At 74.0% G+C, this 22,127-nt stretch carries 16 protein-coding genes; 8 read left to right on the plus strand and 8 right to left on the minus strand.

Annotated features, from left to right (window positions below):
• Window positions 1-175: 175 nt before the first annotated feature.
• Entirely contained in the window at window positions 176-6,868 is a 6,693-nt protein-coding gene (locus J2S55_RS06390; RefSeq protein ID WP_306858005.1) for a HEAT repeat domain-containing protein, read from the minus strand.
• 145 nt (window positions 6,869-7,013) lie between these two features.
• On the opposite strand from J2S55_RS06390, the gene J2S55_RS06395 reads away from it, so the two are divergent.
• The 4 genes from J2S55_RS06395 (at window position 7,014) to J2S55_RS06410 (ending at window position 11,040) form a co-directional block, all read left to right on the plus strand.
• Window positions 7,014-7,787, plus strand: a complete 774-nt coding sequence (locus J2S55_RS06395; RefSeq protein WP_306858006.1) for a cyclase family protein — start codon at window positions 7,014-7,016, stop codon at window positions 7,785-7,787.
• On the plus strand, window positions 7,784-9,439 hold the full coding sequence (locus tag J2S55_RS06400; RefSeq protein ID WP_306858007.1) for a thiamine pyrophosphate-binding protein: 1,656 nt from the start codon (window positions 7,784-7,786) through the stop codon (window positions 9,437-9,439). Before J2S55_RS06395 ends, J2S55_RS06400 begins: the two co-directional genes overlap by 4 nt.
• 147 nt (window positions 9,440-9,586) lie before the next feature.
• Entirely contained in the window at window positions 9,587-10,339 is a 753-nt protein-coding gene (locus J2S55_RS06405) for a lysophospholipid acyltransferase family protein (protein WP_306858008.1), read from the plus strand.
• A 149-nt stretch (window positions 10,340-10,488) separates the two neighbouring features.
• Window positions 10,489-11,040, plus strand: coding sequence for a hypothetical protein (locus tag J2S55_RS06410; protein ID WP_306858009.1), 552 nt, complete (start codon window positions 10,489-10,491; stop codon window positions 11,038-11,040).
• Window positions 11,041-11,066: 26 nt separating this feature from the next.
• On the opposite strand, the gene J2S55_RS06415 is transcribed toward J2S55_RS06410, so the two are convergent.
• On the minus strand, window positions 11,067-11,582 hold the full coding sequence (locus tag J2S55_RS06415) for a MarR family winged helix-turn-helix transcriptional regulator (RefSeq protein WP_306858010.1): 516 nt from the start codon (window positions 11,580-11,582) through the stop codon (window positions 11,067-11,069).
• 70 nt (window positions 11,583-11,652) lie between these two features.
• Here J2S55_RS06415 and J2S55_RS06420 point away from each other — a divergent pair, with 70 nt between their 5' ends.
• From J2S55_RS06420 to J2S55_RS06430, 3 genes are all read left to right on the plus strand, one after another.
• Window positions 11,653-12,405, plus strand: a complete 753-nt coding sequence (locus J2S55_RS06420; RefSeq protein WP_306858011.1) for a dienelactone hydrolase family protein — start codon at window positions 11,653-11,655, stop codon at window positions 12,403-12,405.
• Window positions 12,406-12,635: 230 nt separating this feature from the next.
• Window positions 12,636-13,631, plus strand: coding sequence for a serine hydrolase domain-containing protein (locus tag J2S55_RS06425; protein WP_306858013.1), 996 nt, complete (start codon window positions 12,636-12,638; stop codon window positions 13,629-13,631).
• Between the two features lie 306 nt (window positions 13,632-13,937).
• Complete coding sequence (locus J2S55_RS06430; protein WP_306858015.1) at window positions 13,938-14,813, plus strand: hypothetical protein; 876 nt, start codon at window positions 13,938-13,940, stop codon at window positions 14,811-14,813.
• Window positions 14,814-15,038: 225 nt separating this feature from the next.
• On the opposite strand, the gene J2S55_RS06435 is transcribed toward J2S55_RS06430, so the two are convergent.
• The 6 genes from J2S55_RS06435 to J2S55_RS06460 all read right to left on the minus strand — a co-directional run bounded on the left by J2S55_RS06435 (window position 15,039) and on the right by J2S55_RS06460 (window position 20,801).
• Entirely contained in the window at window positions 15,039-15,944 is a 906-nt protein-coding gene (locus J2S55_RS06435; protein WP_306858017.1) for an AraC family transcriptional regulator, read from the minus strand.
• A gap of 178 nt (window positions 15,945-16,122) precedes the next feature.
• On the minus strand, window positions 16,123-16,929 hold the full coding sequence (locus tag J2S55_RS06440; RefSeq protein WP_306858018.1) for an ABC transporter ATP-binding protein: 807 nt from the start codon (window positions 16,927-16,929) through the stop codon (window positions 16,123-16,125).
• Window positions 16,926-17,978 (minus strand): FecCD family ABC transporter permease, encoded by a 1,053-nt coding sequence (locus tag J2S55_RS06445; protein WP_306858019.1) that lies wholly within the window; start codon window positions 17,976-17,978, stop codon window positions 16,926-16,928. The genes J2S55_RS06440 and J2S55_RS06445 overlap by 4 nt, the downstream gene beginning before the upstream one ends.
• Window positions 17,975-19,012: a FecCD family ABC transporter permease gene (locus tag J2S55_RS06450; protein WP_306858020.1), complete on the minus strand. Its 1,038-nt coding sequence runs from the start codon at window positions 19,010-19,012 to the stop codon at window positions 17,975-17,977. The genes J2S55_RS06445 and J2S55_RS06450 overlap by 4 nt, the downstream gene beginning before the upstream one ends.
• A gap of 16 nt (window positions 19,013-19,028) precedes the next feature.
• Window positions 19,029-20,078, minus strand: a complete 1,050-nt coding sequence (locus J2S55_RS06455; protein WP_306858021.1) for an iron-siderophore ABC transporter substrate-binding protein — start codon at window positions 20,076-20,078, stop codon at window positions 19,029-19,031.
• Window positions 20,079-20,381: 303 nt separating this feature from the next.
• Window positions 20,382-20,801, minus strand: a complete 420-nt coding sequence (locus J2S55_RS06460) for an ester cyclase (protein WP_306858022.1) — start codon at window positions 20,799-20,801, stop codon at window positions 20,382-20,384.
• Between the two features lie 365 nt (window positions 20,802-21,166).
• On the opposite strand from J2S55_RS06460, the gene J2S55_RS06465 reads away from it, so the two are divergent.
• Window positions 21,167-22,060: a glycosyltransferase family 2 protein gene (locus tag J2S55_RS06465; RefSeq protein ID WP_306858024.1), complete on the plus strand. Its 894-nt coding sequence runs from the start codon at window positions 21,167-21,169 to the stop codon at window positions 22,058-22,060.
• The last annotated feature ends 67 nt before the right edge of the window (window positions 22,061-22,127 follow it).

Consider the following 22,127-nt stretch of genomic DNA (forward strand, 5'->3'; position numbering starts at 1 on the left):
CGAAGCCCTTCCCCTCCAGGGACGGAGGCAAGCGCGATCGGGAGAACCTCTTGCCCGGCGGGGCCCGCCTGTCCCCGGTGACCACCGCCCGGCGGTGACGTCCCGGCAGGTCCCCGCCGCCCGTGCGATGGGCCCGCGCACTCTCAAGGGGCGGTCCCGGTGGGCCCGCGCGCTCTCAGTGGGCGGTCCGCAGGTGGCGGAGCACGGCCGTGGCCTCCTTGCGGACCGCCGGATGCGGGTCGTCCCGGGCGGAGGTCCCCAGCCAGGCGACGGTGCGCGGGGCCTCATGGGACAGCGGGTCCTCATGGGACAGGAGGGCGACGGCCCAGAGAGCGGCCTGCCGGACCTGCCACGCGCCGTCGGCGGCCACGTCCTCGCGCAGCCATGACAGCATGGCGGGGTCCGGCCTACTGGAGATCTTCGTGATCTGCTCGACGGCCGTCACTCGGATGGCCCATCGCGGGTCGCCCGCGGCGCGCTCACGGAACCAGGCCATCGCGCCGGCCGGGTCCGCCCGCCACCACAGGCCGATCCCCTGCAGGGCGGCGCGGGCCACGGCCGCGTTGGAATCGCGCACGCTCCGCTCCCGTAGCCAGGAGAGTGTCCGCGCCGTTCCGCCTCCGGCTTTGGCGCTCTCCTCCACGGCCGCCTCCCGCACCCTCCAGTGGCCGTCGGCGACGGCCCGGTCGCGCAGGAGGTCCAGGACGGCGGCGTCGTGGCACCAGCCCCGGGCGAGCTCGTGGACGGCTGCCAGCCGCACCTGGGCGTGCTCGTCATGCACGGCCCGCTCACGCAGCAGGGGGACCGTGGCCGCGTCGTCGGCCCGCGCGGCCAGTTTCCGCATCATCGTCCGGCGCACCCGCCAGTGCCCGTCGGACCGGGACCGCCCGCGGACGAGGTGGGATGTGCCGGCCTCCTCCGGCCAGGTGTCCGCCAGCGCCTTCAACGCGGCCAGCCGCACCTGCCAGTGCGGATCCTCACACGCCCTCCGCACCGCGGCGTGCGCCCGCCCGTCGTCCGGCCAGCCCTCGGCCAGCGCGCGCACGGCCGCCCGGCGGGCCGTCCAATGGGGGCCGGCTTCCGCGCACTCCTGGAGTCTGGCCGGGGTGTCGGGTTCGTCGGGCCAGCCCCAGCCCAGGAGGGTGATCGCGGTGGCCCGCACCTCCTCCGCGGCGTCCGTGGCGATCCAGGCGAGCACCCGGGACCGCATGCCCTCGCGGTCGCGCCAGTGGCGCACGGCCACGTCCACAGCGGCGGCGCGGACGTCGGGATCCGAGTCGGTGGAGATCCTGCTGTCCAGCCAGGACAGGGTGGCGTCGTCGGCGGCGGCGGTCCGCGCCACCTCCCGGACGGCCGTTTCACGCACCTGCCTGTGCGGGTCGTGCTCGGCCAGGGCCCGCAGCCACGCCATGGTGTCCGGTCCGTCCGGCCGGATCCGTGCCGTGGCCTCGACAGCGGCCTGCCGCACCCTCCAGTGCCCGTCCTCCGAGGCCACCTCCCGCAGCCAGGGAAGCGTGGCCGGGTCGCCCGGCCAGATCCGCGCGACGATCTCCACGCCTGCCGCGCGGGCCTGCTCGTGATCATCGGCCAGCGCCCGGCCGCGCACCCAGGAGGAGACGCCGGGCCGGTCCGGCCGGCCCAGGGCGAGCTGTTCGACGGCCGCGCTGCGGACGTCCTCATCCGTGTCCAGCAGGGCGCGCCGCCGGAGCCAGGCAAGCGTGGCCGGCTCATCCGGCCAGGTCTCTCCCACGACCTTGACCGCGGCCTTGCGCACTTTCCAGTGGTCGTCCATGGCGGCGACGCCGGTGACCCAGGGCAGGGCCTCGGGGTCATGGGCCCAGGTCGCGGCCACCGCTTCGACGGCCGCCGACCGGACGTCCTCGTCTCCTTCCAGGAGGAAGCGATCGCGGAGCCGGGCGGGGGTCCCGGGGTCGCCCCGATGCGTCGCGGCGACCCCCCGGACGGCGGCGCGGCGGATCTCCCAGTGGCCGTCGGCCGCCATGCGTTCGCGCAGCAGCGCCAGGTCCTCCGCTCCGAACCCCCGGAAGGTGAGTCTCTGGAGGGCGGTGCGGCGGACCTCCCAGTGGCCGTCGGCCACCGCGCGTTCGCGCAGCAGTGCCAGGTCCTCCGGCCGGCTGTGCCAGATGTTGAGTCTCTGGAGGGCGGTGCGGCGGACCTCCCAGCGGTCGTCGGCCACCGCGCGTTCGCGCAGCAGTGCCAGGTCCTCCGGCCGGCTGTGCCAGATGTTGAGGCTCTGGAGGGCGGTGCGGCGGACCTCCCAGTGGCCGTCGGACGCCGCGCGTTCGAAGACGAGCGCCACGATCCCAGGGTCACGCGACAGGGCCGGATCGAGTCTCTGGAGGGCGGTGCGGCGGACCTGCCAGTGGCTGTCCGTCACAGCCCGGCGCATGAGTCCGGCGGTGAGGAGATCCTTCGCCCGCTCCACGGCGGCGCGACGGGTCTCCCAGTGGCCGGCCGTCACCATGCACTCGCGCAACAGCGCCGAAGTGGCGGGATCCTCGGGCAGGGCGGTGGCCAGCGCCACCAGCGCGTTCCTGGAGACCGCGGTGTCACCGGCTCCGGCGGCGGCCAGGTCTCGCAGCCATCGCATGATCTCCGGGCGGTCGTGGAACGTCTCGGCGAGCGTGGTCAGCGCCGTGCGGCGCACCAGGCCGAAGCCGTGCAGCGCCTGCCGTCGCAGCCAGACAAGGGTGTCGGGGTGGTCACGCCAGCCCGCCGCGACGGCCCGCAGGGCGGCGGCGCGGACGTCCTGGTCCGGATCGTGCAGTGCCTGCCGTCTCAGCCGGCCGAGGGTGTCGGGGTGGTCGGGCCAGCCGGCGGCGAGGGCCTGGAGGGCGGCCTTGCGGGTGTCTTCGTCGGGGTCGGTGACGGCGCGTCCGTGCAGGAGGGGGAGGGTGTCGGGGTGGTCGCGCCAGCCGGCGGCGACGGTTTCCAGCGCGGCGGTCCTCGTGCCGTAGTGAGAGTCGGTGACGGCGCGCTCGTGCAGGAGGGGGAGGGTGTCGGGGTGGTCGGGCCAGCCGGCGGCGAGGGCTTGGAGGGCGGCCTTGCGGGTGTCTTCGTCGGGGTCGGTGACGGCGCGTCCGTGCAGGAGGGGGAGGGTGTCGGGGTGGTCGCGCCAGCCGGCGGCGAGGGCCTGGACGGATGTCTGGCGGACCCGCCAGTTCGGGTCGGCCAGGGCGCGCTCGCGCAGGAGGGGGAGGGTCGCGGGGTCTTCCGGCCAGCCGGCGGCGAGGGCCTGCAGAGCCGCGGTCCGCGCGTCGTGTCCGGGGTCGGTGACGGCGCGGCCGTGCAGGAGGGGGAGGGTGTCGGGGTGGTCGGGCCAGCCGGCGGCGAGGGCTTGGAGGGCGGCCTTGCGGGTGTCTTCGTCGGGGTCGGCCAGGGCGCGCTCGCGCAGGAGGGGGAGGGTGTCGGGGTGGTCGGGCCAGCCGGCGGCGAGGGCTTGGAGGGCGGCCTTGCGGGTGTCTTCGTCGGGGTCGGCCAGGGCGCGCTCGCGCAGGAGGGGGAGGGTGTCGGGGTGGTCGCGCCAGCCGGCGGCGAGGGCCTGGACGGATGTCTGGCGGACCCGCCAGTTCGGGTCGGTGACGGCGCGTCCGTGCAGGAGGGGGAGGGTGTCGGGGTGGTCGGGCCAGCCGGCGGCGAGGGCCTGCAGAGCCGCGGTCCGCGCGTCGTGTCCGGGGTCGGCCAGAGCACGCTCGCGCAGGAACGGGAAGACGCCGGGATGACCGTGCCGGTCCGCGGAGACGGCCTGGATCGCCGTCGTCCGCACATCCGGGTCCGGGTCGGCCAGGGCGCGCTCGCGCAGGAGGGGGAGGGTCGCGGGGTCTTCCGGCCAACCGGCGGCGAGGGACTGCAGCGTGCCCGAGCGGACCTGCCAGTCCGGGTCGGCCAGGGCGCGCTCGCGCAGGAGGGGGAGGGTCGCGGGGTCTTCCGGCCAACCGGCGGCGAGGGACTGGACGGCTGTCTGGCGGGCGTTCCAGTGCGGATCGGTGAGGGCGCGCTCGCGCAGCAGCGACAGGAAGTCCGGACTGTCGCCCCAACTGTCGGCGAGTGCCTGGAGGGCGCCGGCCCGCACGTCACCGTGCGGGTCGCCGACGGCGCGGTCGCGCAGGAGGGGGAGGGTGTCGGGGTGGTCGCGCCAGCCGGCGGCAAGGGCCTGGAGAGCGGCCGAGCGGACCCGCCGGTGCGGGTCGCCGACGGCGCGTCCGCGTAACGTCGGCAGGGCGTCGGGATGCTCCCGCCAGCTCTCGGCGATGGCCTGGACCGCCGTCGTCCGCACGTTCTCGTCGGGATCGACGAGGGCGCGGCCGCGCAGGAGGGGGAGGGTGTCGGGGTGGTCGCGCCACCCCTGCGCCAGAGCCCGCACCGCCCCGTCGCGCATGCTCACGCCGGCCTCGCCCGTGGCCTGCCGGTGAAAACGCTCCCTGAGGCGGTCGTCGTCCGGGAACAGGGCGGCCGCGATCGCCGTCGCCGTCTCCCGGCCCTCGAACGACGTGATCGCCCTCTCCCGGCTGAGGAACCAGTCGAGATAGCGGTCGCGTCCCGGCCACCGGGGCCGGACCGTCCGCAGGAGCGGGGCCAGCTTGCCGGTGAGGAATCCCTCGGGGCCGAAGGCATAGGTGCTCTCCGACTCCTCCAGCCAGGCGATGATCTTCTCGATGACCGCCGTGCCCTGCCGTTCCATCGCTCCCAGGTTGCGGGTCTCGGCGATGCACTCGGCCGCCAGGAGCAGGTGGTGCGGCGATTCGTCGATCTTCGCGAACGGCCACAGCGGGTCCGCATCACGGGTGAGGTAGTCGACGATCCCGCCGGTGAAACGCTCGTCGATCATTCCGGCCACCAGCAGGAGGACCTCCCGCCACGCGGGATCGCGCCAGTGACGGCCGAACATCTCCGAGACGAGCTCGGCGGGACTCCACTGACGCTTGTTCTGGAACCTCCGGACGATCTCGTCCGCGCAGAAGAACTCCAGGAACGCCCGGTGCACGAACCCGTAGACGCCTCCGCCGTACAGGCTGAGGATGAAGTTGCGCTCCCTGAACTGGCCGAGCATGCCGCGCGCGACGGGCTTGGCGGCGAGGGCGTCGAGCTGGTAGCGGCTGCCCAGGTAGTCGACGAACTCCTCCAGGAGGTCCTCGCCCCGGATGTGGTTGCCGGCCAGTCCCGACCTGCCGCTCTGCATGCGCCAGGCCACCCGGCGCAGCAGCTCCTTCTTGTCCTCGGCGTCGATGTAGCCGGCCGGTATGCGCGCGTCCTCCAGATGCCTGTTGACGTCCCAGTGCTCGACCAGCACGGAGGCCGCGTGGACGTACACCGCCCGCCGCTCACGCGGGAGCTCCTGGCGCCGCCCGATGATCGCCAGGATGGTCAGCAGCAGGGGGTTGCCCGCCAGCTCCCGTATGGACGGCGACTCGGTCATCGCGTGCATCAGCCGGTCCCGCAGATGCCGCGCCTCGTCCCTGCGGTCGTGTATGGCCAGCTCGTACCAGCGCGCGATGAACTCCTCGATCTGGGCGGTGTCCAGGTCCTGGAGCGTGTAGTGCCGGAACCCGGCGTCGCGCAGCTCGGCCCGCCGGTATCCGATGACCCGGCTGGTGACGAGGACCCGCACCTTCGGATAGCGCGTGGCGAATCCGGCGATCTGCCGGGTCACCGTCTCCCGCACCTTCGGGTCGAACAGCTCGTCCAGCCCGTCGAAGATGACGAGCGCCCGCCCGTCCTCGCGGAGATGGCGGTCCAGGGGCTGCGCGGGGAGGCCGGTGCCCTCGGTCCGGTACAGGTGCTCCAGGTATTCCAGGAAGGTCTCGCACCGCGACCGGAGATCGGCGTAGGAGCGCAGCTCCACCAGCAGGGGCAGCCACCCCCTCAGCCCGGCCGGGGCCGGCTCCGTCCCGTCGCCCGCCAGGCCCAGGAGCAGGTATCGCGCCAGCGTCGACTTGCCGGCGCCGGGATCACCCAGCAGCGTGACCAGCCGGTTGCCCGGCTCACCCAGGACGTCCAGCACCGCGCGCCGGGGAGTCTTGTCATAGGTGGTGCGCGCCTGCGCGATCCTGTCGAGGTCGAGCCCCTCCGGAAGGTCCTGCTCCGAGATCTCCTCGGCGCTCAGCAGCCGCCGCCACAGTTCCTTGGACAGTTCGACGGGGGGCGGATCAGCCCTGACGCTCTGCGGGACGAACATCGATCTGAGGAGGACGGGCAGGTGGGCGTCCTGCTCGGCCGGGGTCAGCACCTCCAGGTCGAGCCGCCGGTAGCGCTGTTCCACCCTGGTGAGGTAGGCCGCCCGCGCGATCGCGAACGACTCCTCTCCGGTGGCGGGGGGCCCGGCCGGCGCGGTCCGGGCGCCCAGGCATTCGACGAGCGCGTGGAGGACCCGGCCGCGCAGGTCCTCGGCCGAGGTGAACGTGTCGACCACGATGTCGGACTCCAGCAGGCGCGCCCGGAACGCCTCGACCGGCGCGCGGTCCCTGTCGACGAGCCGCAGGGGGATCGGGACCTCCTCGTCGAGGAGGAACAACAGCCTCGGCATGCCCCGGTCGGAGGCGGAGACGAACTCCAGCTCCGTATAGGAGAGGTCGGTCCCGGGCACCCGGGAGCCGTAGCGGAACCCGATTATCCCCAGGTAGAAATCACACTCTTGAACGCGATTGCGACAATACTCCGCCGGTGCGGTCTCCTGGGCGGAGAAATATCGCATGTCCACCGGTACCAGGCCCGCCCGTGCCACGGCGTCGACAGCCGACTGCACGAACGATCCTGTGGATGGATATTCCGCCATGTCCGATGTGTGGCTGATGAAGACGCTCGGCACGTCACACAAAATACCCTTTATAAAGTCTCTCCCCATACACATTCACGGGTCGTCCCGCGTCCGGCAAAATCGGTGCCGCCGCCGATCGGATGCCTTTCCGCGGACGGCCCGGCCGCGGGTGGAGATGGCGCGGGTCGCGGGGGTGTAGGAGGATCCGACCAGGTCTTCTTCCGATGCTGGAGGCGTCATGTCGGTGTTGCGGAACCTGGTGGAGAGCGTCCGGGACGGCGGGATCGAGGTGATCGACCTGACCGCGCCGCTGTCGTCGGAGACGCCGATCCTGCGCCTGCCCGAGCCGTTCGGGAACACCGTCCCGTTCACGCTGAAGGAGATCAGCCGCTACGACGACCGCGGTCCCGCCTGGTACTGGAACGACATCTCGACCGGCGAGCACACCGGCACGCACTTCGACGCCCCGGTCCACTGGGTCACCGCCCGGGACGGCGACGACGTTTCGCAGGTGCCGGTCGACCGGCTGATCGCCCCGGCCGCGGTGCTCGACCTGGCCGCCGAGGCCGCCGAGGACCCGGACTTCCTGCTGGAGATCGAGCACGTCAAGACCTGGCAGGACGCCAACGGGCCGCTGCCCGAGGGCGGCTGGCTGCTCTACCGCACCGGCTGGGACGCCCGCTCGCACGACCAGGAGCGGTTCCTCAACGCCGACGAGACCGGCCCGCACACTCCCGGCATCTCGGTGGAGTGCGCCAGGTGGCTGGCGGAGGAGACCCCGATCATCGGGCTCGGCGTGGAGACGGTGGGCACCGACGCGGGCGCCGCGCACGGCTTCGACCCGGCCTTCCCGTGCCACTCCTTCCTGCTCGGCGCGGGGAAGTACGGGCTGACCCAGCTCCGCAACCTCGACCGGCTCCCGGTCACCGGGGCGGTGGTCGTCGCGCCGCCGCTGCCCATCGTCGGTGGCTCGGGCAGCCCGGTGCGCGTGCTGGCCCTGGTCGAACGGTGAACGTCGCCGAGGCCGTGGGCGGTGCCCTCGCCTCGTTCGGCGTGGACACCGTCTTCGGGGTCGTCGGCAGCGGCAACTTCCACGTGACCAACACGCTGGTCGAGCACGGCGTGCGGTTCGTCGCCGCGCGCCACGAGGGCGGCGCGGCGACCATGGCCGACGCCTACGCGCGCACCGGCGGCCGGGTCGGCGTGCTCAGCGTCCACCAGGGGCCGGGGCTCACCAACGCGATGACCGGCATCGCCGAGGCCGCCAAGAGCCGCACGCCGCTCGTCGTGCTGGCCGCCGAGGTGACCGCCCCCCGGTCCAACTTCTTCGTCGACCAGGCCGCCCTGGCCACGGCGGTCGGGGCCGTTCCGCTGCGGATCGACTCCGCCGGGACCGCCGTCGCGCGGACGGCCGAGGCCTTTCTCCTGGCCCGCGACGGGCGGCGCACGGTCCTGCTGAACCTCCCGCTGGAGGTGCAGGGGCAGCGCGTCCCGTCCCCGCCCGGTCAGGCGCTCCCGGTCCCCGGCCCGGCGGCCGGACCGGAGGCGGGGCAGGCCGCGCGGCTGGCGGAGCTGCTCGCGGCCGCGCGGCGGCCGGTGTTCGTGGCGGGCCGGGGGGCGCGTGCGGCCCGGCGGGAACTGGAGGAGCTCGCCGAGCGGGCCGGGGCGCTGCTGGCCACCTCCGCCGTGGCCAAGGGTCTCTTCCGGGGCAGCCCGTGGGATCTGGACGTGAGCGGCGGCTTCGCCTCGCCCCTCACCGCCGAGCTCGTCCGCGACGCCGACGTGATCGTCGGCTGGGGCTGCGCGCTCAACATGTGGACCACCCGCCATGGCGCGCTCATCGGCCCGGACGCCAAGGTCGTCCAGGTCGACCTCGACGCCGACGCCCTCGGCGCCCACCGTCCGATCCATCTCGGTGTGGTCGGTGACGTCGCCCGCACCGCGAGGGCGGTCACGGCCCTGCTCGCCAGGGGGGCGGACGCCCTCCGCGCGGCCCCCGGCGGCGCCGGGTACCGGTCGGCGGCGCTGGCCGGGCGGATCGCCCGCGAGAGCCGCTGGCGGGACGTGCCCTACGTGGACGAGGGCGGGGAGGGCCGCATCGACCCCCGCACCCTCACGATCGGGCTGGACGACCTGCTCCCCGCCGAGCGCGTCGTCTCCGTCGATTCAGGAAATTTCATGGGATACCCGTCGATGTTCCTCGACGTTCCGGACGAGTGCGGTTTCGCCTTCACCCAGGCCTTCCAGTCCATCGGCCTCGGTCTGGCCACCGCGATCGGCGCCGCCCTGGCCCGGCCGGACCGGCTCGCGGTGGCCGCGCTCGGCGACGGGGGCGCGCTGATGGGCGTGGCCGAGCTGGAGACGGTCGTACGGCTCGGCCTCCCGATGGTGATCGTGGTCTACGACGACGAGGGCTACGGCGCCGAGGTGCACCACTTCGGTCCGGACGGGTACCGCCTGGACACCGTCGTCTTCCCGCCCGTCGACATCGCCGCCATCGCCCGGGGTTTCGGCTGCGAGGCGGTGACCGTACGGGACCGGGCGGACCTGGCCGCGGTGGCCGGGTGGCTGGACGGGCCACGGGACCGGCCGCTGCTGGTCCACGCCAAGGTCAGCCGGGCACGGGGTTCGTGGTGGCTGGAGGAGGCGTTCCGGGGGCACTGAGCGAGCCCCGGGCCGCCGGCCGGCTCCGCGCGCCTGAGGGGGAGCGCCGGGGACGGGCCGGCGGCGCCCGCCGCGGCGGTGTCCACGGTGTGGACATGCCGTGACCGCCGGTCGAACACCGCCGGAGGGCTGGGGTACGGTTCAGCCATGGCTGAGATCGTGTACCCCCCGGTCATCGGGGCCGCGCGGACCCTGTTCCGCGCGCTGGACCTGAAGATCCGCGTCGAAGGCGCCGAGCGGATCCCGCGAACCGGCGGAGCGGTGCTGGTCAGCAACCACATCAGCTATCTCGACTTCATCTTCGCCGGCCTGGCCGCGCTGCCCGCCAAGCGCCTGGTCCGCTTCATGGCCAAGAAGGAGGTCTTCGACCACAAGATCTCCGGCCCGCTGATGCGCGGCATGCACCACATCCCGGTGGACCGCGCGGCGGGTGCCGCCGCGTTCGGCGCGGCGCTGAAGTCGCTCAAGTCCGGTGAGATCGTGGGGGTGTTCGCCGAGGCCACGATCAGCCAGTCCTTCACGGTCAAGGAGATCAAGAACGGCGCGGTCCGGATGGCCGTGGGCGCGAAGGTGCCGATGATCCCGGTCGCGCTCTGGGGCACCCAGCGGCTGTGGACCAAGGGGCACCCCAAGAAGCTGTTCCAGCGGCACGTGCCGATCACCATCCTCGTCGGCGAGCCGCTGCACGCCAAGCGGGGCGACGACTACGACGCCGTCACCGCCGACCTGCGCGGGCGCATGACCGCGCTGCTCGACCGGGCCCAGCGGACCTACCCGGAGATCCCCCCGGGGGTCTGGTGGCAGCCCCGCCACCTCGGCGGCACCGCCCCCACCCCGGAGGAGGCCGACAAGCTGGACGCGGCCGAGGCGGAGGCCAGGGCGGCCCGGCACAAGTCGTGAGCGCCAGGCGGTCTGCCGCAGGTCGTGAGCGCAGGTCGTGAGCGCCAGGCGGTCTGCCGCAGGTCGTGAGCGCAGGTCGTGAGCGCCAGGGTGGCCCGGCACAAGTCGTGAGCAGGTGAACCGCAAGCGGGACGGCCCATCCTGTCCTCATGAGTGACGCATTTGAGAACATCGTCGGCGCCTTCCAGCCCGGGCCCACCCCGGGCCCCGGCCGCACGCCGGGGCCGGTCGGCATGGCGATCCTGCTCATCTGCTGGATCGCCCTGGGCCTGATGCCCTTCGTCTTCTCGGTGCGAGATCTCCAGCTCGCGACCGGAAGGATCGGTACCCCGGGCACCCTCACGGTCCTCTCGTGCGAGTCGCTGGGCGAGGGCCGCTACGACTGCAAGGGCAGGTTCGTGTCCGACCGCGGCGGTGAGGTGGTGATGGTGGACGCCTCGCCCGACTCCACCGCCGGAGACGTCAAGCGCGCCCAGCTCACGCCCCAGGGCGACCGCGCCGTCCCGACCGGCACCACCGGCCTCGTGGCCGCCCTCACCATGCCCTTCCTCGGCGTGGGGGTCCTGGCCTTCCTGCCGTATGTGTTCCTGTACGTCTTCAAGGCGCGGCGGGGGCGCCGCGCCGCCGTGATCCTCGGGTCCGTCCTCACCGCGGTCTCGCTCGCCGGGGTCGTCGCGGGCCTGGTCGCGGCCTCCTCCTGACGGCCCGGCCGCCCGGCGCTCGGCGGTCACAGCCGGTCGGCGAGCCGCTCCAGCAGGGGGAGCGCCCGGGCCAGCCGGCGCCGCTCCTCGGCGTCCATGGTGTCGCCGACCGCGCGTCCGATCTGCTCGGTGACGGCGTGGGTCCGGTCGCCGAGGACGTGCCGCCCGGCCTCGGTGATCCGGGTGACGACCCTGCGCCCGTCGGCCGGGTCGGGGGCGCGGGAGACCAGGCCGCGCTGGGCGAGTGCCCCGAGGGCGGTGCCGATCGCCTGCGGGGTCACCTGCTCCGAGCTGGCGAGCGCCGCCGAGGTGGAAGGCCCCTGCCGCTCCAGCCGGGACAGCACGGTGAGTTCGGTGAAGGTGATGCCGCTGGCGTCGTCGACGGTGGCGTAGATCTGCCTGATCCGCCGGGCGAGGCGGCCGACGGCGATCCTGAGGTCGCGGGCGGTGTGGTCGTGGTCCGGGTGCGCGGGATCGGCGTGCGCCGGGTCCGGGTGCGTGGGGTCCGTGTGGTCACGGCCCGTGGGATTGTTATCCGTCATAAAGCCAAGGTTAGCTTTATCAATCCAGCTTTGCTATTTTCTCTCGCACCCACCCGAGAGGATCCCCGCCATGTGTTATGACGCCGACGCCACCCCGCCCGTCGCCCCCGTCGCCTCGCCCGTCACCTCCGGTCCGCTCACTCTGACCTCGGCCGACGGCACCCGCCTCGCGGCCTACCTGGCGGTTCCCGGGCGGCTCACGGGCCCCGGCGTCGTGGTGATCCCCGACAACCGGGGGCTGGCGCCCTTCTACGAGCGCCTCGCCGTACGGCTGGCCGAGCACGGTCACCCGGCGCTCGCCTACGACCACTTCGGCCGTACGGCGGGCGCCTCCACCGACGGCCGAGGCGAGGACTTCCCGACCATGGAGCACTTCGCCGGGCTCACCAGGACCGGCATGCAGGACGACATGACCGCGGCGGTCGACCGGCTGCGCGAGTTCGGGGACACGCAGATGGCGCTGGGCTTCTGCATGGGCGGCCGGCTGGCCTTCTTCGCCGCCGAACCCCGCTTCGGCCTGGCCGGGGTGATCGGCTTCTACGGCCATCCGGGCATCGCCGGGCCCTACGGCCCCGGGCCCACCCAGCACGCGGGCGACCTCGCCGCCCCGGTCCTCGGCCTGTTCGGCGGCGCCGACGAGGGCATCCCGGCGGGCGAGGTGACGGCTTTCGACGAGGCCCTGACCGCCCATGGCGTGGACCACGAGTTCGTCACCTATCCCGGCGCTCCGCACGGGTTCTTCGACGTCAGGAACGACGAGCACGCCGAGGCGTGCGCCGACGCCTGGCGGCGGGTCCTGGCCTTCCTCCGCCGCGAGGGCTGAGACCGCCGCCCGGGTGTCACGGGCCCCGGGTGGTGAACGGCTCCCCATGGCCGCACACCGGACGGACGCGTCGAGCCCGTCCGGAGGCCGCACCGGACGGCGGCGGGGAGCCGGGGCGGGCCGGCGGAAATCAGGAGGGAATGGACCCTCTCCCTGTGTCAGGCTCTATACCTGGCGTGTCCCGGTAAGCACGGAATACGCGGCGTATCACGCAGACATGGAGGAAGCCCGTGTGGCAGCAGACCGAACCCGAGAAGGCCGGGTTCGCTCCCGACGTGGCCGAGCGGCTCGACGCTCTCATCCGGGAGGGGCGGGCACCGGGTCTGCACGGCGTCGTGGTCGCCCGCCACGGCGCTCTGGTCCTGGAGCGCTACGGCAGCGGCACGGACTTCGCCTGGGGGCGGCCGCTCGGCACGGTGGACTTCGGGCCGGAGACGCTGCACGACATCCGCTCGGTCACCAAGAGCGTCGTCGCGCTGCTGTACGGCGCCGCGCTCGCCGACGGACTGGTGCCCGAGCCTGACGAGCCGATCCTCCGGCACTTCCCCGAATACCCCGACCTGGCCGCCGATCCCCGGCGGGCCCGGCTGACCGTCGAGCACGCGCTGACGTTGACGCTCGGCCTGGAGTGGGACGAGAGCAAGCCGTACACCAGCCCGGAGAACAGCGAGATCGGGATGGAGCTGGCGGCGGACCGCTACCGGTACGTGCTGGAGCGCCCGATCGTCGGGGAGCCGGGGGCCCGGTGGCACTACAGCGGAGGAGCCGCGGCACTGGTCGGCGGGCTCATCGCCCGGGGCGCCGGACGCCCGCTGGAGGACTACGCGCGCACCGTGCTCTTCGAGCCGCTCGGCATCGAGTCCTTCGAGTGGATGGCGGGTGACGACGGGGTGGCCTCGGCGGCCTCCGGGCTGCGGCTGGCCCCGCGCGACCTCGCCGCGATCGGCCAGGCCGTACTGGAGCGCCGGGTGGTCCCGGCGGCCTGGGTCGAGGAGGTGCTGCGGCCGCGGGTGCCGACCTGGGACGGTTTCTCCTACGGCTACCTGTGGCACGTCGGTCCCGACGGGCGGGCCAGGGCCACGGGAAACGGCGGTCAGCGGCTCTTCCTCGCCCCCGATCTCGGCCTCGTCGTGGCCGTCACCGCGGGCGGCTACAACAGGGACGACCAGGACACGGCGCCCAGGGCCGTCCTGGAAGAGGTGGTCCTGCCCGCGCTCAAGTCCTGACTGCCGTAGCGCGGGCCGGCGCGACGGGCCGTCCTGGGCCGGCGGGTGCGCACCCGCCGGCCGCCCGCGCCGGATTTTCTGCGGGCGCCGATCGCCGGGATGAGCTGCTGGAAGGCGCCGGCGCGCGGGGACCGGGCGGCGGGCGTCCGCATGGACCGGATGGGAGCGGGCAGGCTCCGAGGGCCCGTCGGAAGATCATCGCGGTGGAACCGCCGTGATCGTCGTCCGCGACGGGGCGGGTGCGCGATGATCTCGTATCGCCTCAGGCCGGCGGGCGTTCAACCGGAACACCGTAGACGGGAGGACATGGTGACACCGACCAACCATGACAGGCCGGACGGGCGGGAGCCGATCGGAACGGGCGGGGCACGCAGGAGCGTCCCACGGCCGCTGATCGTCGCCACGACTGTGGCGTTGCTGGCGTCGGGTGGCCTCGGGGTGGCCACGGCGGCGTCGGCGACGCCCGCGCCGCCGCCGGCGGAGACGCCCACCCCGACGGCGACGGCCAGCCAGACGCCCACCGGGACACCGACCGCAACACCCACCGAGACGCCGACGGAGACCCCCGCTCCCACGCCCACCGCCACGGCGTCGCCCACCGCGCACCCCCTGGAGTTCATCGGTGCCGTGCACGGGGAGTTCCTGGCCGGGACGGAGGACCCGTGCGTGTTCGTCACGGTGTTCGCCCAGACCGGCGAGGCGACCACGGTGACCGAAGAGTCGATCACCGTACGGAGCCGCGACGGCTTCGAGCAGGCGTACACGGTCACCGACGACACCCGCGTCGTGGCGGGCAGGCGCGGCAACAGCGAGGTCAGGCAGGGTGACTGGGTGGCCCTGACCGCCACGCGCGAGGGAGAGGCGGCCACGGCCGCCTATGTCTACGACCTGTCGCGGCCGAGCAGGAAGATCCGGCACGGCAACGGCTGGTGGTACTCCCGGCAGGGATGGCCCGGCACGGTCAAGTGGCGGCCCCCGGCGTCCTGTCCCACACCGCCGCAGACCCCGGTCCCGACCCCCACGGTGACCGACACCCCCACCGTTCCGCCGGTCCCCACCCCGACGGACCCGGCCCCCACCCCGACGGCTCCGGAGACGCCCGTCCCCACCCCGACGGCTCCGGGGACCCCGATCCCGACCCCGACCCCGACGGCCACCGCGACCCCGGCCCTCAACCCCTGAGTGTCCGCTCCTGACCGGACACCGGCGCGCCGGCCCGGGCACGGCCTCCCCGTGTCCGGGCCGGCGCACCCGGCGTCACCCTCCACGCGTGCCCGGGCCGTCGTGACCCTCGCACGTGTTCGGGCCGTCGTGTCCGGCGTCACCCCAACGCGTGTCCGAGCCGGCGTCACCCCCACGCGCGCCCGGCGGCGGCCGGGCGCCGCGCGGGCACCGAAGACCGTGGGGTCAGCGGAGCGCGGCCCGGCTCGGCGGTACGCCGCGGACCCGCTTGAACGCGGCGCTGAAGCCGAACGCGTCGGCGTAGCCGACCTTCTCGGCGGCGGCCGCCACCGTCACCCCCGGCCGCCGCAGCAGGTCGGCGGCCAGCTCCATCCGCCACTCGGTCAGGTAGGCCAGGGGCGGCCGGCCGACCAGGGCGGCGAACCGGCGGGCGAACGCCGCCCGTGACATGCCCACGGCCTCCGCCAGCGACGCCACCGACCAGGGGGCGCCCGGCCGGTCGTGGACCAGCCGCAGGGCCCGGCCGATCTGCGGATCGGCCAGCGCCGCGTACCACGCCGGCGTCCCGGCCTCCGGACGGGCGAACCAGGCCCGCACCAGCAGCACCAGCAGCAGGTCGAGCAGCCGGTCCAGCGCCACCTGCGAGCCGGGCTCCGAGCCGGTGACCTCCGCGCTGATCAGGTCGAGCGCGGGCGCCGGCCGTACGTCGTCACCCGGGACGACCAGCAGCTCGGGCAGGGCCGACAGCAGCCGCGCCGACAGGTCGCCCGCCATCCGGTAGGCGCCCGTCACCAGCAGCGCCTCGCCGCCGGCGGCCCCGTAGGCGTCGGGGCCCGGCCCCACCACGTCACCCTCGCACTCCTCGCCGTACACGGTCACGGCCGGCGCCGTGGCGGGGGAGTCGGCGATCACGTACGGCCGGCCGCCCTTGACCAGCGCGACATCGCCCGGCCGCAGCGGCCGGGCCCGGCCGTCGGCGCCGGTGACCCACGCCCGGCCGCGCACCATCGTCGCCACCGACAGCGGCGTCGACACGGCGAACTTGATCCCCCACGGAGGAGAGGCGATCGACCGGCCGAACGCCGCCCCCCGCGCCCGCACACCGGTGAGCAGGTCCCCGATCACGTCCATGGACGGACTCCTATGCGATGCGCGTCATGCCCAGGCAAGCGTCTCACATCAGGGTGACCGAGTGGATCACATGACTCGGGGTGACCGGCTGGATCACATGACGATCCCCGTACCGGGCGGGACCGGTAGGACCGGACGCCGTGCCGCCACCCACCCGCGCCCCTCGGCCACGACGTCCTCAGGGCCGGCGGGAGTGAGGGACCACCATCGGGGTGGACGTCCGGGGATCGGGCACGATGTCGCACGCCAGCCGGAAGACGTCCTCGACCAGTCGCGGGGTCAGCACCTCCGACGGCGGCCCCTCGGCGAACACCCGCCCCTCGTTCATCACGATCAGGTGGGAGGCGAAGCGGGCGGCCTGGTTGAGGTCGTGCAGGACGGCGACGACGGTCTTGCCGTCCTCGTGCAGCTCGCGGCAGAGCTCCAGCAGCTCGTACTGGTGGGAGATGTCGAGGAAGGTGGTCGGCTCGTCGAGCAGCAGGAGGTCCGTCTGCTGCGCGAGCACCATGGCGATCCACGCGCGCTGGCGCTGACCGCCGGACAGCTCGCTCGCCCGCGCCTCGGAGAGCCCGTGCATGCCCGTCCGTTCGAGGGCGGAGCCGATCGCGGTGTCGTCGTCGGGCGACCACTGACGGAGCAGCGTGTGGTGCGGATAGCGGCCACGCCGTACCAGGCCGCCCACGGTGATGCCGTCGGGCGCGATCGGGTTCTGCGGCAGCAGGGCCACGTGGCGGGCGGCCTCCTTCCCCCGGTACGACCAGATGTCCCGGCCGTGGAGCAGGACGCGTCCGCGTCCGGGTCTCAGGGTGCGGGCGAGTGCCTTGAGCAGGGTCGACTTGCCGCACCCGTTCGGTCCGATGATCATGGTGAACCCGCCGTGCGGGATGTCGAGGCTGACGTCGCGCACGACAGGGGCGCCGCCGTAGGAGATCGTCACGTCCCGTGCGCCCAGTCCGGTCTCGCGTGGCACTGCCCGGCTGCTCATAGGCTTCCTTTTCTCCATTCGCGGGTCAGCAGATATCCCAGGTAGAGCCCGCCGACGGCCAGCGTGTAGATGCCGACGGGCAGGTTGCCCGGGATCGGCGACTGCTGCGCGGCGAGGTCGGCGAGCACCAGCAGCAGCGCGCCGACGAGTGTGGACAGCGTCAGATGCGGGCCCGGCCCGCGGGTGAGCCGTCTGGCGATCTGCGGGGCGGTCAGGGCGACGAACGCGATGGGCCCGGCGACGGCGACGGCGCCGGCCGACAGGACGATCGACAGCGTGACGGCGACGGCCCGGGTCCGCTCCGGTTCGGCGCCGAGCCCGGCGGCGAGCCCGTCACCCAGCTCGGAGATGTCGAGACGCCGGGCGATGAGCGCGACGAGCGGCGCCACGGCCAGGAGGATCACCCAGACCGTGGCGGCGTGCTCCCACGAGCGTGCCGCCAGGCTGCCGTTGACGTAGGCGGTGAGAACGGTGGCCTTGTCCCGCTCCACGGCGTAGACGACGTACTGGATGAACGCCGTGGAGATCGAGTGGACGCCGATGCCCGCGACGACGAGGCGGCCGGGGTTACGGAATCCGGTCCCGGTCGACACGTACACCAGCGCCATGGCGATCACGGCGCCGGCCAGGGCGCCGGCGGGCGCCGGCAGCACGCCGGGCAGGAGCAGCACGGCGACCGCGGCGCCCGCCCCGGCGCCGGCGCTCAGCCCGATCACGTCCGGACTGCCGAGCGGGTTGCGGGTGACCGTCTGGAACAGCGCTCCCGACAGGCCGAGCGCGGCTCCGACGCCGACGGCCACGCTCAGGCGCGGGCCGCGCAGCCGCTCCAGCACGAACGCCTGTTTCCCCTCGGCGCCCCCGGTGAGAGCGCCCACCAGGTCGCCGAGGGGGATGCCGAGCCGTCCGAGCGTCAGCGTGGCGACGGCGGCGGCGACGACGAGCGACACGGTGACGGTCCCGGCGATGACGGGGATGCGCGCGGCGGGGATCGCCACCGCGCGGCCGATCGTGACGTAGCCGCGCGGGGACGCGGGGCGGGTCCGTGTCATGCGGTGCCCCTCATCCGGCGTACGGCCAGCAGCAGCGCCGGCGCCCCGACGAGCGCGGTCACCACGCCGACCATCAGTTCCTGCGGGCGCAGGACCACGCGGCCCGCGACGTCCGCCAGCAGCAGCAGGGCGGGGCCGACGATGGCCGAGAACGCGATCTGCACGCGGATGTCGACGCCGACGAGCGCCCTGACGATGTGCGGGACGGCCAGGCCGACGAAGGCGATGGGACCGACCGCCGCGGTCGCCGCCGTGCTCAGCAGCGTCGCCGCCAGGAGCCCGCCCGAACGCGTCAGCGCGGGGTTGGCGCCGAGCGCCGAGGCGGACTCGTCGCCGAGCGCGAGCGTGTTGAGAGCCGGCCCCAGCAGTACGGCGAGCAGCAGGCCGAGGGCGGCCGGCGGCAGGACCGACACCAGGACCTCGAAGTCCCGTCCGCCCAGCGCGCCGACCACCCAGTAGCGGTAGCCGTCGAAGACCTGCGGCTTGCTCAGCGCCACCGCCTGGACGTAGGCCGTCAGGATCGCCGAGACGACCGCGCCGGCCAGGACGAGCCGCGCCGGCCCGGCGCCGGAGCCCGCCGAACCGATGACATGGACCAGGAGTCCCGCCAGGAGCGCCCCCGGCAGGGCCCACCACACGGCGGCCGACTGGCCGGACGCGCCGAGGAAGGCCAGGGCGGTGACGATGGCGGCGGACGCGCCCCCGGTGATGCCGAGGAGCCCGGGGTCGGCGAGGGGATTGCGGGTGACGCCCTGCATGAGCGTACCCGCGACGGCCAGGCCGAGGCCGGCGAGCAGGCCGAGCGCGGTCCGCGGGTAGCGGCTCTCGACGACCGCGGCGGTGTTGGGGTCCGCGGTGCCGGCCAGGACGTCCAGGACGTCCGGGAGCGAGGTGGGATGGCTGCCGAACGCGACGCTCGCGAGCATGGCGAGCGCGAGTACGGCGAGTCCGATGACCAGGGAACACGCCAGCCGGGCGGCGCCGGCGCGCGGGGCGCCGGCGCCGCCCGGCAGGGCATGGGTGGCGGTGCTCATCGAGGAGCCGGGGATCTCAGCGGTCGATGGTGGCGACGGCCTTGTCGATCAGCGGCAGGTAGCGGTCGATCACCCACGGCACGGTGAGCGGGTTGATGATCGACGACGCGGTGACGAACGGGGTGTCGTCGCTGGAGACGACGCCGCCGCGCCTGACCGCGGGGATCGCCGCGTACAGCTTCTGCGCCTCGATCTCCTTGCGGGTCTTCTCGTCGGTGTAGAAGGTGAAGACCAGGTCGCTGCCGGCGAGCTTCTGCGCGTTCTCCAGGCCGATGAGGGCGGAGTCGGTGCCCTCGGTCTCCTTGAAGGAGTTCACGACGGGGTCGACGGTGAGCCCGAGCGAGGAGACCATCTCGACCCGCTGTTCCTCGGGCTTGAACACGCCGAGGGTGCCGGGGCCGGTGGTGTAGATGTAGGAGAAGGTGACGTCCTTGTACCGGGGCCGGGTCGCGGCCGCGTCGGCGAGCTGCTTCCTGACCTTCGAGATCAGCGGCTGGGCCTCGGCGGGCCTGCCCAGCGCCTTGGAGATGATCTCGATCTGCTGGTCCCAGTTCGTGCTCCACGGCAGGTCCGGGTAGGCCACGGTCGGCGCGATGCCCGACAGGACGGAGTACTGCTCCTTCGTGATGCCGGACCAGGGCGCCAGGATCACGTCCGGGTCGAGTTCGACGATCGTGTCGAAGTCGATGTCCTCGCCGCCGGCGAACTGCTTCGGCAGCGTGCCGCCGGCCTTGGTCACCGCCTCGTGGATCCACGGCAGGTAGCCGGTCTTGTCACTGCCCCAGGCGTAGCTCTCGATCCCCACCGGCGTGAAGCCGAGCGCGATCGCGGTCTCGGCCGACCCCTGCCCGAGGGTGACGACGCGCTGGGGCTGCTGCGTGATCTTCGCCTGGCCCAGCGCGCTGTCGATCGTGACCGGGAACGCGGAGCCGCCGGTCCCCGCCGGCGCCGCGGCGGCGGGCTTCTCCTCGGCCGCGGAGCAACCGCCGAGGGCGAGGGCGGCCGCGGCGACGACTGCTGAGAGGGAGAGCGCACGGCGGCGCGCGCGGGCGAACCTGAACGGCATCGGTGAATCCTTGTGCTTCATGGGCCGCGCGGCCACGCCCGGCCGCCGCGGGGGACGGCTGGATCGAGGATCGGGCCGAGGCGGGAGGCCGCGCGGGTCGCAGCCCGAGCTTTCGAAGTTAGGTAAGACTAACCTATCTAATCTCCGATCCTCAATCCGCCCGACGCCGCGGGCCGGCCCGGCCGTCTCTCGCCGATCGCGGTGAACCTGGTCCGGCGGCAGTCCACCGCCCGGTCCGCCACCCGGCCGTGACCGCGCCGCCCGAGCCCGCGCGGGGACGTCTCCCCGGGGCCGTGCCGGAGGTCACCCGCAGGAGATACCGAGCTGGGCGTGCAACTCCGACTGGTCGTAGTAGAGGCGCAGGCTCACGATGAGCCCGTCCTCGACCACGCAGACGTAACAGCAGCGCAGCGACACCGAGCGGCCCGTCGCCGCGATCTCCCGGCCATCGGGTAACACGTACGGTCCCTTGTGGGTGCCGACCATCAGCAGCTCGTCGATCGCCGCGTCGCCGACGTCGAACGACTCCGTGACCACCGCGCGGACGTCCGGAAAGGCCTCCCAGAACTGCTCCAAGTACGAGGCGAGCTCTTCGCGCCCCTGGGACAGGCCCTCCGGGCTGACGGTCACCCCGGTCGGGCTGACGGTGCGCAGCAGCGCGTCCAGGTCGTGATCGTTGAACGCGGCGGTGTATCCGTCGCGCACCTGCCGGGCATCGGTCATGGTGTCGCCCTCCTCCCCGCGAGTGGACGCACGCGACGCGGCTGCTCCCTCAGGCCGGTCGCCTCTCGAAGGAGGCCCGCTGCGCCGATCACCACGACGGCTGATGCGAACACCTCACGGAACCCGCTAATCCCGAGCATATGACCAGGGTGGCTCGGCCGGCATCAGCGCGTCCGCCGGCCGCCGACGGCGTCTTCGGTGTTCAGCGGGGTAGATACCGGCCGTACGGACGTTCCGCCGGCCCTCCCGCGGCAGGAGGGACGCGAGACGGGCCACGGTGCGGACCGTCGCGGGACGGAGGCCGAGAGCATGCCACGGGGGAGTCGGAGAGTCTCCGGGCCCGAGCGGTCCGGTGGGTCGGCTGGATGGGCCGGCCGGCGCGGGTGACGGTGGTGGTGGCCAGCCGGGACCGCCGCCACGACCTGGAACGCTCGCTGCCCCGTCACGAGGGGCCCGTCATCCTGCTCGACAACGGTTCGACCGACGGGAGCGCGGCCGCCGTGCGGCGGCGTTTCCCCCGTGTCGAGGTCGTCGAGTTGGGGCGCAACCTCGGCGCGCCCGCCCGCAACCTCGGGGTACGGCTGGCGGGGACGCCCTACGTGGCCTTCGCCGACGACGACTCCTGGTGGGCGGCCGGCGCGCTGGAGCGCGCCGCCGACGTCCTCGACGCCCATCCTCGCCTGGCGGTGCTGGCCGGACGCGTGCTGGTCGGGCCGCAGGAGCGGTCGGATCCGGTCTGTGCGGACATGGCGGCCTCCCCCCTCGGCAGGGAGCCGGACCTGCCCGGCCCGAGTGTTCTGGGGTTTCTGGCGTGCGGCGCGGTGGTGCGCCGGGAGGCGTACCTCGCCGCCGGAGGCTTCGACGGGGTCGTCTTCTTCTTCGGGGAGGAGGAGCGCCTCGCCCTCGATCTGGCGGCGGCGGGCTGGGGGCTCGCCTACGTCGAGGACGTCGTCGCCCACCACCATCCCTCGCCCTCGCGGGACCCCCGGGGCAGGCAGGTGCTCGCCGCCCGCAACGCGGTGCTCACCGCCGTCCTGCGGCGGCCGTGGCCGGTGGTCGCGCGCACGGCGTCCGCCGCCGCGCGCGGTGGCCCCGCGGGGCGGCGGGGGCTGTGGGAGGCCGTCCCCAGGCTGCCCGCGGCGCTGGCGGGCCGCCGCAGGCTGCCGCCGCAGGTCGAGGCGGCCCGCAGGTCGCTGGAGGCGCCCGGCGGCGGGCACGGCTCCGCGGGACAGGCCGCCGCCGAGACGGTGAACGAGTGATCTTCCTCGGCCGCGGACATCCGCCCCGGAGAGCGTGAGGACCCGGGGACGGCGCGCCGGGCCGGGG

This window comes from Streptosporangium brasiliense (assembly GCF_030811595.1).
Taxonomy (GTDB): domain Bacteria; phylum Actinomycetota; class Actinomycetes; order Streptosporangiales; family Streptosporangiaceae; genus Streptosporangium; species Streptosporangium brasiliense.